At 66.0% G+C, this 13,034-nt stretch carries 11 protein-coding genes and 2 pseudogenes; 8 read left to right on the top strand and 5 right to left on the bottom strand.

Annotation, left to right across the window (positions count from 1 at the left end):
- The 4 genes and pseudogenes from FFS18_RS15610 to FFS18_RS15595 form a co-directional block, all read left to right on the top strand.
- A pseudogene (locus tag FFS18_RS15610) lies at positions 1 to 298 on the top strand (hypothetical protein); the annotation flags it as partial.
- A gap of 270 nt (positions 299 to 568) precedes the next feature.
- Positions 569 to 997, top strand: coding sequence for a hemerythrin domain-containing protein (locus FFS18_RS15605; protein ID WP_171005337.1), 429 nt, complete (start codon positions 569 to 571; stop codon positions 995 to 997).
- A gap of 122 nt (positions 998 to 1,119) precedes the next feature.
- Positions 1,120 to 3,459: a TonB-dependent receptor gene (locus FFS18_RS15600; protein ID WP_137871549.1), complete on the top strand. Its 2,340-nt coding sequence runs from the start codon at positions 1,120 to 1,122 to the stop codon at positions 3,457 to 3,459.
- 132 nt (positions 3,460 to 3,591) lie between these two features.
- On the top strand, positions 3,592 to 3,876 hold the full coding sequence (locus FFS18_RS15595) for a DUF3297 family protein (RefSeq protein ID WP_137871548.1): 285 nt from the start codon (positions 3,592 to 3,594) through the stop codon (positions 3,874 to 3,876).
- Between the two features lie 165 nt (positions 3,877 to 4,041).
- Here the strand turns inward: FFS18_RS15595 and FFS18_RS15590 are convergent, their stop codons facing one another.
- The 3 genes from FFS18_RS15590 to FFS18_RS15580 all read right to left on the bottom strand — a co-directional run bounded on the left by FFS18_RS15590 (position 4,042) and on the right by FFS18_RS15580 (position 9,190).
- The gene (locus FFS18_RS15590) at positions 4,042 to 4,617 is read right to left on the bottom strand and encodes a CHAP domain-containing protein (protein ID WP_137871547.1); all 576 of its coding nucleotides are present in this window, start codon (positions 4,615 to 4,617) and stop codon (positions 4,042 to 4,044) included.
- A gap of 347 nt (positions 4,618 to 4,964) precedes the next feature.
- Positions 4,965 to 7,274 carry a putative bifunctional diguanylate cyclase/phosphodiesterase gene (locus FFS18_RS15585; protein WP_502704183.1) on the bottom strand — a complete coding sequence of 770 codons (2,310 nt, stop codon included), beginning with the start codon at positions 7,272 to 7,274 and terminating at the stop codon, positions 4,965 to 4,967.
- A gap of 164 nt (positions 7,275 to 7,438) precedes the next feature.
- Positions 7,439 to 9,190 (bottom strand): fatty acyl-AMP ligase, encoded by a 1,752-nt coding sequence (locus FFS18_RS15580; protein ID WP_137871545.1) that lies wholly within the window; start codon positions 9,188 to 9,190, stop codon positions 7,439 to 7,441.
- Positions 9,191 to 9,369: 179 nt separating this feature from the next.
- Here FFS18_RS15580 and FFS18_RS15575 point away from each other — a divergent pair, with 179 nt between their 5' ends.
- From FFS18_RS15575 to FFS18_RS17870, 4 genes and pseudogenes are all read left to right on the top strand, one after another.
- Positions 9,370 to 9,942 (top strand): RecX family transcriptional regulator, encoded by a 573-nt coding sequence (locus FFS18_RS15575; protein WP_137871544.1) that lies wholly within the window; start codon positions 9,370 to 9,372, stop codon positions 9,940 to 9,942.
- Positions 9,943 to 9,974: 32 nt separating this feature from the next.
- Positions 9,975 to 10,433: a DUF192 domain-containing protein gene (locus FFS18_RS15570; protein ID WP_120217365.1), complete on the top strand. Its 459-nt coding sequence runs from the start codon at positions 9,975 to 9,977 to the stop codon at positions 10,431 to 10,433.
- Positions 10,434 to 10,587: 154 nt separating this feature from the next.
- Positions 10,588 to 10,971, top strand: coding sequence for an NADH:ubiquinone oxidoreductase subunit NDUFA12 (locus FFS18_RS15565; RefSeq protein WP_120217364.1), 384 nt, complete (start codon positions 10,588 to 10,590; stop codon positions 10,969 to 10,971).
- Positions 10,971 to 11,372, top strand: a pseudogene (locus FFS18_RS17870) (DUF2155 domain-containing protein); the annotation flags it as partial. The gene FFS18_RS15565 and the pseudogene FFS18_RS17870, both read left to right, overlap by 1 nt.
- 35 nt (positions 11,373 to 11,407) lie before the next feature.
- On the opposite strand, the gene aat reads toward FFS18_RS17870, so the two are convergent.
- Positions 11,408 to 12,184, bottom strand: a complete 777-nt coding sequence (aat, locus tag FFS18_RS15555; RefSeq protein ID WP_137871543.1) for a leucyl/phenylalanyl-tRNA--protein transferase — start codon at positions 12,182 to 12,184, stop codon at positions 11,408 to 11,410.
- On the bottom strand, positions 12,181 to 13,011 hold the full coding sequence (locus tag FFS18_RS15550; protein WP_137871542.1) for a class I SAM-dependent methyltransferase: 831 nt from the start codon (positions 13,009 to 13,011) through the stop codon (positions 12,181 to 12,183). Before FFS18_RS15550 ends, aat begins: the two co-directional genes overlap by 4 nt.
- Between the last annotated feature and the right edge of the window lie 23 nt (positions 13,012 to 13,034).

Below are 13,034 nucleotides of genomic sequence, written 5' to 3'. Positions count from 1 at the left end.
CTATTGCGGGCCGCTGCAAATGCACCCGGGGCTGATCGCTGCCGACGCCGATGCCGAACCGGCGCTGCGCATCGGCGGCGAGGCGAGCTGGATGTCGGCGGGGGCGGATGTTCCCGAGGTGTACCGCGAATGGATCGCCGCGGCCGAGGCCGAGGGGCGGTCGGTGCCGGTGGTGCCGCTGACGCCGCAGGTGGATGACGGGATCGCGGCGGTGCGCAAAGCGCCGTCGTGGCGGCAGGCGCGCAAGGCGAAGGCGGCGCGGGAGGCGGAGGCCGAGGGGGAGGGAGAGGCGGCGTGATCCTCCCTGTCGCGCAGCGATGGGGAGGGGGCCGTGCGGAGCACGGACGGAGGGGCTTTGGCGCTGGCGTCGTGGCCCCTCCGTCAGCCCTGCGGGCTGCCACCTCCCCATGCCTGCGGCAGGGAGAGGATTGCCGGACGGCGCGCCGATATGGCCTAAGCCGCCGCCGGGCGTGCGGCGCGCGCCGATAAGGGCTAATGCGCGTTTACCGTCTTTTCATGCCGGCCCCATATGGCAGCGTTGAAGGGACCATTTACGGAAAGGCGCGTCATGCCCATTGGTCCCGAGATGCGACGGTTGCGCGCCGAACATGCGGCGCTGGCGACGCTGTCGCAGCTGTTGCTGGACCTGGTGCGCAAGCCCGAAGCGCCGCGCCCGACCGAGCTGGCGTCGGTGCGCGGGATGCTGCGCGATACATTGCTGCGCCACCTGAAGTGCGAGGACTGGATCCTCTATCCGCGATTGAAGGCGAGCGGCAATCCCGAGGTCGTCGCGATGGCGGGCGAGTTCGTCCGCGAGATGGGGCATATCGCGCAGGATTTCGCGGCCTATGACGCGAAATGGACCGCCGAGCGGATCGCGGACGACTGGCCGGGGTTCTGCCACGAGACCGAGGCGGTGATGCACGTGCTGGGCATGCGGATCGAGCGCGAGAATTGCGATCTCTACCCCGCCGCCGAGCAGCTCGATTTCATGTGACGCCGAACCTTCTTTTTACCGTCATCGCTGCGTCACGCCTTCGCCGCAGCGCAGCAATATCGCCTCCCTAAAGCCCCCGCGACCACCGCGCCATTTCGGCGGCGGGATAGGGGGATTGATCGATGACCATTCAGTACAGGAACCGCCTGCTGGCCGGGGCCGCTTTGATCGTGATGCTGGCCGCGGCGCCGGTGTCCGCCGCGGAAGCCGCCGTGGAGGCGGCGGTCGAAGCGGACGCGGGCGAGGGTGATGTCGCCGAAATCGTCGTGCTCGGGCAGGGGCAGGCGCGGCAGGTGCAGGAAATCGCCGCCGCCGACATCGCGCTCGAAGTGGCGGGGATCAGCCCGCTGAAGGCGATCGACAAGCTGCCGGGGGTGAATTTCCAGGCCGCCGACCCGTTTGGCGCCTATGAATGGTCGTCGCGCATCTCGATCCGCGGGTTCGCGCAGCAGCAGCTGGGCTTTACCCTCGACGGCGTCCCGCTGGGCGACATGAGCTATGGCAACCACAACGGCCTGCACATCAGCCGCGCGATCATCAGCGAAAATGTCGGGCGGGTCGAAGTCGCGCAGGGCGCGGGCTCGCTGGGCGCCGCGTCGTCGAGCAACCTTGGCGGGACGATCGAGTTCTTCTCGCGCGCGCCGGCCGAGGCGTTCGGCGTCGAGGCGTCGGGCACCTATGGCAGCGAGGATACCAAGCGCGCGTTCGTGCGCATCGACAGCGGCGCGATCGGCGCGAACGGCCCGCGCCTGTCGCTGAGCTATGCGTGGGCTGACGCCGACAAATGGAAGGGCGACGGCGTCCAGCGCCAGCATCAGGTCAATGCGCGGATCGTCCAGCCGGTCGGCGACGGGCAATTCTTCGGCTTCGTCAACTATTCGGACCGCGCCGAGAATGACTATCAGGATCTGAGCGCCGGGATGATCGACCGGCTGGGGTACCGCTGGGACAATTTCGCCAAGGATTGGGACACCGCGGTCCGCGTCGCCAAAATCTATCAGAACCAGGTCGCGCGCGCGGCGTTCAATGCCGGGGTCGCCAATGGCTCGCTGCCGCTGGGGGCGGTGTTCACCGCGCCCTATGCCGGGGTCGGCGAGGCGTTTCCGGCGCCGGTCGCGAGCGTCGACGACGCCTATTATGACGCGTCGGGGCTGCGCAAGGACTGGCTGGCCGGGGTCGGCGTCGAAGCGCCGCTGAACGAATTTTGGACGCTGAACGCCATGGGCTATTACCATGGCAACAAGGGGCGCGGGCTGTGGTTCACTCCCTATGTGACGACCCCGGGCGGCGCACCGATGACCATCCGTACCACCGAATATCATATCGAACGCTATGGCATCGTCGCCAGCAGCCTGTTCACGCTGGGCGACCACAAGATCGAGCTTGGCATGTGGTACGAGGATAATGACTTCAATCAGGCGCGGCGTTTCTATGGCCTTGCCGACACCGCCGGGGCGCCGAGCCGCGGCAGCCTGAAATTCCCGAAGGACCCGCTGGCGACGCAGTGGAATTTCGATTTCAATACCCAGACGCTGCAATATCATGTGCAGGATACGCTCGATCTGGGGCGCTTCCAGATCAACAGCGGGTGGAAAGGGCTGCGCGTCACCAACCTCGCGACCCCGATCGTCCGCGGCGGGCTCGCCGCGGGACGCACTGAGGCGAAGGACTGGTTCCTGCCGCAGACGGGGCTGCTCTATCGCGTCAACGACGATAATGAAGTCTTCGCGAGCTACACCGAAAATATGCGCGCGTTCGAAAGCTCGGCGACCGGCGGGCCATTCGCGACGACGCAGGCGGGGTTCGACGCGCTCGACCTGAAACCCGAAACCTCGACGACTTACGAGCTCGGTTTCCGCACCAAGTCGCCGCGCTTTCAGGGGGTGATCGCGGGCTATTATGTCGATTTCAAGGATCGCATCATCGCCTTTGCCAATGGCTCGGGGATCCAGGGCAACCCGGCGATCCTGCAGAATGTCGGCGACGTCCGTTCGTGGGGCGTCGAGGCGGCGGGGACGTTCCGTGTCACCCCCCAATTGTCGCTGTTCGCCTCCTACGCCTATAACGACTCCGAATATCGCGACGATGTCGTGAATGCGGCGGGAGCGATCGTCGCGGCAACCGCGGGCAAGACGGTGGTCAATTCGCCCAAACATCTCGCCAAGGGCGAAATCACCTGGGACGATGGCAGCTTCTTTGCCCGCGTCGGCGCGAACTACACCGGCAAGCGTTATTATTCGTTCGAAAATGACGCCGAGGTCGGCGGCTTCGTGATCGTCGACGCCAGCATCGGGTACCGGCTGAACGACCGGATTTCGGTGCAGGCCAATGCGACGAACCTGTTCGACAAGGAATATGTGTCGACGATCGGGACCAACGGCTTTGCCAACCGCGGCGACAACCAGACGCTGCTCGCGGGCGCGCCGCAGCAGTTTTTCGTGACGCTGAAGGCCGGGTTCTGAGTTTTGCGAAGAGGGGGAGCGGACGGGCGCCGTCCCGGTTCCGGTTGACGGAACCAAGGGATACGCCTTTCCGTTGACGATGGTGGCGCGGTCCCGCTAGGGCCGCGCCATCATTTATTGGGAAATATGTTCATGACCGATACGCCCCCCGACCGCATGTCGACCAACCCGCGCTCGCCCCATTTCGACATGGAGGTGCTGCAGCGCGGCATCGGAATCCGCTTCAAGGGCAAGGAGCGCACCGACGTCGAGGAATATTCGATTTCCGAAGGCTGGATCCGCGTCGCGGCGGGCAAGTCGAAGGACCGTTTCGGCCAGCCGATGACGATCAAGCTGTCGGGCGAGGTCGAGGCGTGGTTTGAGGATACGGCCGCCGGTGAGGGCGAAGCGCCCAAGGATGCAGGCGACGAAGCCTGATCTCTCCCCTCCCGCTTGCGGGAGGGGGCGGGGCTGGGAGCGAGCGAAGCGAACTTTGACAGCGCATTTGCCCACCCCGCTGCGACTAGCGAGCAAGCTCGCAAGTCTCGCTGCCCCTCCCGTTTACGGGAGGGGAAATCTGCATAAGCTTGAAAAGCGTGGCCTTTACTGGCCGAGCGACGCGGCCACGACTTCCAGGCCGTTGCCCGGTTTCCAGTCGTTCTGCGCCCATACGGGCGCCTTGAAACTCGGTGCCTTGTTCGGGGCGCCGCCCGCATAGATGAAACCCTGCACCGGGTTGGCGCGGAGGCCAAGGTCGCCGATCGGCGCGTACCACACGCGAACCATGCTCCAGTCGCCAGCGTCGCTGACGTCGACGACGCGGACGTTGCGCTCGATCTGGCCGCGACGGCCGTTGATCGGCGACCAGTTGGCGTGGTCGATGCGGATTTCGCGGTCGCTGATGATTTTCTTGACCACCGCGACATGACCCATCGGCATCCCGCGGGTCCCGGCGAACGCCATCACCGCGCCCTCGCGCGGTTCGTCGCCACGGGCATAGTCATTGGCGGCCTGCGCCCACCAGGTCTTGGCATTGCCGCGAATATCGATGCCCGATTCGGCGCGGGCAAAGGGAACGCACTGGAGATAGCTTTGCGCGGCGGCGGGGGTGCTGACGAGCAGGCCGGTGAGCGTCATGACGGACGCGATGGCGGCAGCCAGAAAGCGACGATAGAGCATGAAATGCGACCCCCAAGGCTTGTGTTCAAGCGTTGGAGCGTCTGTGCAATGGCTTGTGCCAACCACCAACGGCATAGCGATGAGCTGCGCCTGTGATGCGGTGGACGGGGGAACCTTTTGTTAAGGCGTTCAATTCGTCGCGCGGCGGGTTCGGTTGGTCGCCAACGCGGGTCGTTCCCCATCGATGGGGGAGGCAGCGAGCCCGGATCAGGTCCGGGGCGCAGCGGTGGGGGCGCTTGGCCCGAGGTGACGGTGCAAGGACGCACCCTCACCCCCATCCAACTCCGCCAAATCGCGTCGCGACAAGGCTCCGTATCCTTCCCCCATCAAGGGGGAAGGGGGACGGGTCAGGCGGCGGCGCTCGCTGCCGAATCGGCCGGTCGGAACAGCGCCAGCACGTCGGTCGCGGGCATCGGACGGCCGTAATAATAGCCCTGGATGTTGCTGCACCCCATCGTGCGCAGCGTTTCGACTTCCAGCTCGGTTTCGGCGCCCTCGGCGGTCGTTGACATGCCCAGGCTGTCGGCCAGCGCGACCACGGCGCGGATGATCGCGATCGATTCGATGCTGCCCTTGGCGGCGCCGACGACGAAGCTGCGATCGACCTTGATGGTCGAGAACTGCGTCTTGCGCAGATAGCCGAGCGACGAATAGCCGGTGCCGAAATCGTCGAGGCTGAGGCGGATGCCCAGCCCGATCAACTGGTCGAGCAATTGCGCCGCGCCGCCGCCATCGCGCAGGAACACGCTTTCGGTGACTTCGATTTCGAGCCGCTGCGGCGGCAGCCCGCTCTGCGCCAGCGCCGACACGACGACCGATGCGAAGCTGGGGTCGGTGAGCTGTTCGGCCGACACGTTGATCGCGACCTTCAGGTTCGACGGCCATCGCATCGCTTCGTGGCACGCGGTGCGCAGCACCCATTCGCCGATCGGCGCGATCAGGCGGGCGTCTTCGGCCAGCGGAATGAAGCGCCCCGGCGACACATTGCCAAGCTTTTGGTTGTTCCAGCGGATCAGTGCCTCGAACCCGTTCAACGTGCCGTCGGCAGCGGTCACCACCGGCTGGTAATAAAGTTCGAATTCGCGGCGTTCGAGCGCGCCGCGCAATTCCTGTTCCATGACGCGCCGTTCTTCGGCCTGTGCGTGCAGCGACGCGACGTAGGCGGCGACGACATTGCCGCCGCGATCCTTCGACTTGTAGAGCGCCAGGTCGGCGTTGCGGGTCAGCGTTTCGACCGTCGCGCCGTCCTGCGGCCCGATCGCAAAGCCGATGCTGGCACCGACGAACAATTGGTGATTGTCGACCACATAGGGGCGGCTGATCGTCGCGATCAGGCGCTTGGCCAGTTCTTCGGCGGCGTCGGCCGACGGGACATTGTGCAGCACGACCGCAAATTCGTCGCCGCCGAGGCGCCCGCAGGTCATCCCGCGCTCCATCAGCCCCTTCAGCCGCGCCGCGACCTGCGCGAGCAATTTGTCGCCGACCGGGTGGCCCAGCGTATCGTTGACCGCCTTGAACCGGTCGAGGTCGATCATCAGCATCGCGCAGCGCGATTTGGCGTCGATCGCATGGTTGAGGGCGCGCGCCAGATCCTCATTGAGGCTGAGCCGGTTGGGCAGGCCGGTGAGATTGTCGAAGCGCGCCATCTTGGCGATCTGTTCGGCGGTGGCGCGCTGTTCGGTGACGTCCGATCCGACGCCGCGGAAGCCGAGGAACTTGCCCGCTTCGTCGAGGCGCGGCGAGGCCGACAATTCCCACCAGCGCGGCGCGCCGCCGATCGTCACCGGTACGATCAGGTTCGAAAAACTCTCGCGCCGCTTCATCCGTTCGGCCATTTCGTGCAGGCTTTTGGGAAACAGCCCGGTGTCCCAGGCATCGCCGGACAGCGCCTGGAGCAGCGGAACGCCCTCCAGCGCTTCGGCGCTGGCACCCAGCGCAAAGGCCAGACGCGGCGACACATGGACCAGGCGGCGGCTGTTGTCGGTCTGCCACAGCCAGTCGGCCGAGGTTTCCTCGAATTCGCGCAGCAGCAGGCTGACCGTTTCGGTCTTTTCGTGCAGCGTTTCCTCGGCGCGGCGATAGCGGATGTGGCTTTGCGCGAAACGCACGCAGAAACTGCACAGCAGGAACCCGGCGACCAGCGCGACGGCGGCCAGTTGCGGCGCCCCGGCCCGAACCAGCGCCGCGACGGCGGACAGCGTGACCGGCGCGATGAACAGGATGCACGCCATCGGGACGCTGTGCGCCACGATCGCCAGCGTGACCATCATCAGCACCGCGATCGTCCACATCGACAGGACATGATCGAGCGGCGGAGTGAGTCCGTGCAGCCAGAAGGGTGCCCCCCACAGCAGCGCCGAATAAAATCCGTGGCGATTGCACAGCTGATATTCGGCGATCCCCGACAATTTGGGATCGCCCAGCGGCAAGCGGCGGAACTGGTTGTACGACCACAGGCTGAAGATCAGGCTGACACCCAGCCAACCGCCCGCGATCGCGATCGGAACGCTGAGGATCATGGTGAGGGCAGCGACCAGCGCCATCCCGAGCCCCATGAACAGGCGCAGCGAGCCGCGGCCGCGCAGCGGCGCCAGTTGCAACTGGCGGAGGTTGCCGATGTCCGCATCATGCGTTCCCAGCCCCAACAGGGTCCGCACGGGAATCTCTTCGGCTGGTATCTGGTCCAACGGGCTCTTCACCCGCCCTGTTTAGCGGGCGGGTGTTACCCGAAGGTAACCAGCGCGTTCATGTAACGCCTTTTTTGTCCAGCGGCGGGACAGGAATTTACGCGCAAGGTCAGGGGGTTGTGCGACCCTTGGCCCTAGGCCGCCATGGCAAAGGGCTGGATTTCCCCGGCCAGATATTGGGCGCGGGCTTTCGAGCGGCTGAGCTTGCCCGAACTGGTGCGCGGCAGGGTACGCGGCGGGATCAGCTCGATCAGGCAATTCATGCCGGTGATCGCGCGGACGCGGTCGCGAATCGTTTCGCGCAGCGCGAGCCGTTCGGCATCGTCGCTGGTCCGGCACTGGACGAGCACCGCGGGGGTTTCCTCGCCGCCCGGCGCGGTGATCGCGAATGCCGCGATGTCGCCCGATTTGAACCCCGGCAATTGCTCGACCGCCCATTCGATATCCTGCGGCCAGTGATTCTTGCCGTTGATGATGATCATGTCCTTGGCGCGGCCGACGATATAGATGTAACCGTCTGACAAATAGCCCATATCGCCGGTGTCGAGCCAGCCATCGACCAGGCAGGCGGCGGTCGATTCGGGGTCGCGATAATAGCCGGTCATCAGCGACGGGCCGCTGCACCACACTTTGCCGACCGTCTGGTCGGGCAGCGCATTGCCGAGCTCGTCGCGCACCTCGATCACCATGTCGCGCGCGGCGCGGCCGCAATTGACGATGGCGCGATAGCGCGTCGGGCGTCCGGCGTCGCCCGCCGCGCCCGACAGCTCGGTTTCCTCGACCAGTTCGACGACGATGCCTTCGCCGGGCGGCATGATGCTGACGGCGAGCGTCGCTTCGGCGAGGCCGTAGCTCGGCAGGAAGGCGCTGGCCTTGAAACCCGCATCGGCAAAGGCATCGACAAAGCTCTGCATCACGTCGGGGCGGATCATGTCGGCGCCATTGCCTGCGACGCGCCAGCGCGACAGGTCGAAGCGGTCGGCGACGTGCGTCTGGCTCGACACGCGGCGCGCGCAAATGTCGTAACCAAAGGTCGGCGAATAGCTGAGCGTCGTGCCCTTGTTGCGGCTGATGAGGTCGAGCCAGGCGAGCGGACGGCGCGCGAAATCCTCGGTCTTGAGATAATCGACCGACACCTGGTTGGCGACGGGCGAGAGCAGGCAGCCGACGAGGCCCATGTCGTGATACCAGGGCAGCCACGAGATACAGCGGTCGCTGTCCTGCACTTCCATGCCGTGGCTGTGCGCGGCAAGGTTGTTGAGCAGCGCGGCGTGGGTGACCGCGACGCCGTGCGGGAAACGCGTCGAGCCGCTGCTGTACTGAAGATAGCAGGTCTCGTCCGATTGCTGCGCGGGCAGGTCGGACACCGGCGCGGGGCTGGCGGCAAATTCGCTCCAGTTGACGGGTTTGACGCCTTCCTTTTCCGCCGCTTCGACCGCCATGGCGGCGATTTCGGGCGGGAAGAACAGCATCGTCGGGTCGCAGCTCGTGAGCTGGACGACGAGCTGGCCGACGTAGCTGTCGCGGCCGCCGAAGCTGGTCGGCAACGGCAGCGGCACCGGCCAGGCGCCCGCGTAGATGGTGCCGAAGAACAGCGCGGCAAATTCGGGACCGGTTTCGGCGATCAGCGCGATCCGGTCGCCGGGCTTCACCCCCGCGGCGATCAGGCGATAGGCAGTGGCCAGCGCGTCGGCCTTGAGCTCGCTGTACGGATAGGGCCGGATCAGCTTCCCGCGCGGATCGTGGAAATTGAGCCCGCGGCTGCCCTTGGCGGCATAGTCGAGCGCTTCGCCAACGGTGGCGAAGTCCGAAAAGCGGCGCGGCAGGGCGCATTCGGTCGGCGTCGGCGCAAGCGCGTCCGCTTCGGTGGCAGTGAAATCGGTCATAGGGGGTGCGACATCCCGCGAAACGGGCCGCGCGGCAACAAGCATGTCATCTTTTTGAGCCATGTTACCGTGCGCGAGCCCTGTGTTGTTAGAACAATCGCCCATTTCCGGGCTTTGGCGCCCGATATGGCGGTGTTGATCGTTCTCAATCAGGCCCGACTGTGGCACAAACATGGCATATGCCCAAGCATCGCGCTCACCCCGACCGATCGAAAAGGCCGCTCGGCGCAGCGAAACTCGACGAGCTGGCACTCGCCTATGTCGCGCGATTTGCAACCAGCCGCGCCAAGCTGACGCGCTATCTTGCCAGAAAAGTACGCGAATCCGAGTGGATGGACGGAAGTGACGCCATGGCGGCGTGCGAAGCGATCGCCGACCGGATGGAGCGGCTGCGCTATCTCGACGACCGCCAATATGCGGCGATGCGCGCGGGCGCGATGACGCGCCGCGGCTTGGGGGTGCGGCGGGTGAAGGCACAGCTTTATGTCGACGGAATCGCCGAAGCGGATAGCGGCGAAGCGATCGAGACGGCGGCGGGCGCCGCGGTGGCGGCCGCCGTGGGATTCGCGCGGCGTCGGCGGTTCGGGCCGTTTGCGGTCCGCGGCAGCGACGATCCAAAGCTGCGCGAGCGGCAGATCGCCGCCTTTCTGCGCGCGGGGCACAGTATGACGATCGCCCGCCGCATCCTCGCCGTCCCGCCGGGAGACGAGATGGCGCTGGCGGCGCTGGACGACGAAGCAGGGCTTGACTAGGTCGGGCGTCATCACGGGATAAGGATTTGCCGATGCGTGCCATTTTTACCGCCCTTGCCCTCGCGCTGGCGCTGCCGATCGCGGCGTGCAGCAGCGACGCCAGCGAGGAGGCGCGCGCCGCGACGATCCCGGTGACGATCACGGCGGCGGGCACGGCGCATGTCTTCAACGTCGAAGTGGCGCGCACCGACGCCGAACAGGACCAGGGACTGATGTTCCGCACCAGCCTGCCCGCTGACGGCGGCATGTTGTTCCCGTTCGAAAAGCCGCGGATCGGCAGTTTCTGGATGAAGAACACGCTGATCCCGCTCGACATGATCTTCATCCGCGCCGACGGCAGCATCGACCGCATCGCCGAAAACACCATCCCCGAATCGCTCGAACCCGTGGTCAGCGGCGGCGAAGTGTCGGCGGTGCTCGAACTCGCGGGCGGCACCGCAGCGAAGCTCGGCATCGACGAGACGGCGAAGGTGACGTGGAAGGATGAATGATCGAATACCGGCCGTAGCCCTGAGCCTGTCGAAGGGCGCTTATCTGATAAGCGCCCTTCGACAGGCTCAGGGCTACGGTTTTATCGATACCGGCAGGCGAAGCCGGTCGTTTGACGCTTGCGAAGCCAGCGTCCTTGCCTGTAAACGCCTCGCCATGAGCATCCTTGGCAAGATTTTTACCTGGTGGGACGGTGCGACCGTCGGCACGCTGCTGAACAGCTGGAAAACCGGCGAAAAGGTAGGCGAGGACAGCCTCGGCAACACCTATTATCGCGCGCGCAAGGGCGACCGCCGCTGGGTCATCTACAACGGATCGAACGACGCGAGCCGGGTGCCGCCCGAATGGCACGGCTGGTTGCACCGCACCTTTGATGAGTTGCCGACCGATATCCTGCCTGCGCCGCGCGCGTGGGAACAGGCGCCGACGCCGAATCTGACCGGCAGCACCGGCGCCTATCGCCCCGCCGGGGCGCTCGAACGCGGTGGCCAGCGCGCCGCGGCGACCGGCGATTATGAGGCCTGGCGGCCCGGCGAATAATGTCGCGGCGGACGACGACCGCGCTGATCGCGCTGCTGACCGCGAGCACGCTTGCGGCCTGCGACCGGACGCCGTCAAAAGGGAATGGCAGCGCGACGGTGCAGACCGTCGCCAAATCCGAGCGCGTCCCGGACGAGGTCGGCGGGATCGAAGGCGCGACCCCGATGGCCGAGCGCGTGGCCGTCGTTGGCTTGCTCAACAAGCGCAATGGGCTGGTCCGCGAGCTTGAGATGAAACCCGGCGAAGCCGCGCGGGTCGGCCGGGCGATCGTCCGGCTGCGCGCGTGCGAGCAAACCGCGCCGTGGGAGGATCCGCCCGAAACCGGCGCCTTTGTCCAGCTGACGGTGCAGGATCAGAGCGACGACAAATGGCGGCGCGTCTTTTCGGGCTGGATTTTCCGCGAACGCCCCGACCGCAATATCATCCAGCACCCGATCTATGACGTGTTCGTCAAAAGCTGCGCGATGACATATCCCGGCGGTGAACCCGTCGCCCCCGCGGCGACGAAATCGGGCTCGGCGGCGGCGCCCGAGGCGTCGAGCGCGCCCCAGTCGCCCACGACGAACGGCGGCGAAGGCGGCGATACGCCCGCAGCTCCGACGCCTGCGCCCGCCGCGGCGCCATCGCCGCCCGCCAACACCGAATAGAGCCTCGCCAGATAATCCGCCTGACGGATCTCGATCGCGCCGAGACTGGCGAGGTGGGGGGTGATGAACTGGCAGTCGAGCAATTTCCAGCCGCCCGCGACAAGGCGCGCGACGAGGTGCGCGAGCGCGACCTTCGACGCGTCGCGCACCCGGCTGACCATCGATTCGCCGAAAAAGGCGCGACCGAGCGACACGCCGTATAGCCCGCCGACCAGCTCATCGCCCTGCCAGCATTCGACGCTGTGCGCGTGGCCGATCTGGAACAGCCGGTCGTAACTCGCCTTGATTACCGGGTTGATCCAGGTGGTTGGCCGGTCACCCGCAGGTTCGGCGCACAGCGCGACCATGTCGGCAAAGGCGCGGTCGGTGGTGACGCGAAAGCGATCGGCGACGATCGTCTTTTTCAGGCTGTGCGACAGGCGGAAGCCATCCAGCGGCAGGATCGCGCGCAGCCGCGGTTCGACCCAATGGACCGACGGGTCATCCGCCCCGTCGGCCATCGGGAAAATACCCTGCGCATAGGCGCTGAGCAGCAGCGCAGGGTCGATGGATTCGAAATGCTTCAGGACGCGGGCTTCACGAATTTCAGCGTCATGCGGTCCGATTCGCCGATCGCGACATATTTGGCGCGGTCGGTGTCGCCTTCGCGCAGGCTGGGCGGCAGCGTCCAGACGCCCTTTTCATAATCCTTCGTGTCTTTGGGATTGGCGTTGATTTCGCTCTTTTCAGCGAGCTTGAACCCCGCCGCCTCGGCAAAGGCGATGATCGAGCTTTCCTTCATATAGCCCGATTTTTCTTCCTTCGCGGCATCGTCGCTCTCGTTCAGCCGATGCTCGACGACGCCCAGCGTGCCGCCGGGTTTCAGCATCGCAAAAATCTGCTTGAACGCGTTGGCGGTGTTGTCGGCGCCGCCGAAACGCCAGTTGTGGACGTTGCGGAAGGTCAGGACGACGTCGGCGCTGCCGTCGGGGACCTTTGGGTTGGTGCCGGCATTGGGGAATTCGGCGAGCTTGATGCCACCATAGAGGTCGGCATTCGCACCCTGCCATTCCTTGATCCGGTTGAGCCCGCGTTCCCACGGCGCCGCGGCGTAGAGCGTGCCGCCACCCGCTTTGGTGAGCGGCGCGAGGATTTCGGTGTACCAGCCTCCACCCGGCCACAGCTCGACGACCGTGTCGCCGGGTTTGACGCCAAAGAAGGCAAGCGTTTCGGCGGGGTGACGATATGGGTCGCGCGCCAGATTGGCGGGGGTGCGGGTCGGCGCGGCAACCGCGGCGGCGATCGCATCGCCAGGTTTGGCGGCAGCTTCGCTTGCGGTGGCGTTCTGGGCCGGGGCGCTGCACGCCGCGGCGGCAAACAGGGCGGCTATTGCAACGGGACGGAAATTTCGCATATCGGCACCTCTCTCTTGGGGGG

The sequence above is a fragment of the Sphingopyxis sp. 2PD genome (assembly GCF_005503695.1).
GTDB lineage: Bacteria > Pseudomonadota > Alphaproteobacteria > Sphingomonadales > Sphingomonadaceae > Sphingopyxis.
Note: the sequence above shows the minus strand (reverse complement) of the source record. Positions and strands in the feature narration are given on the sequence as shown.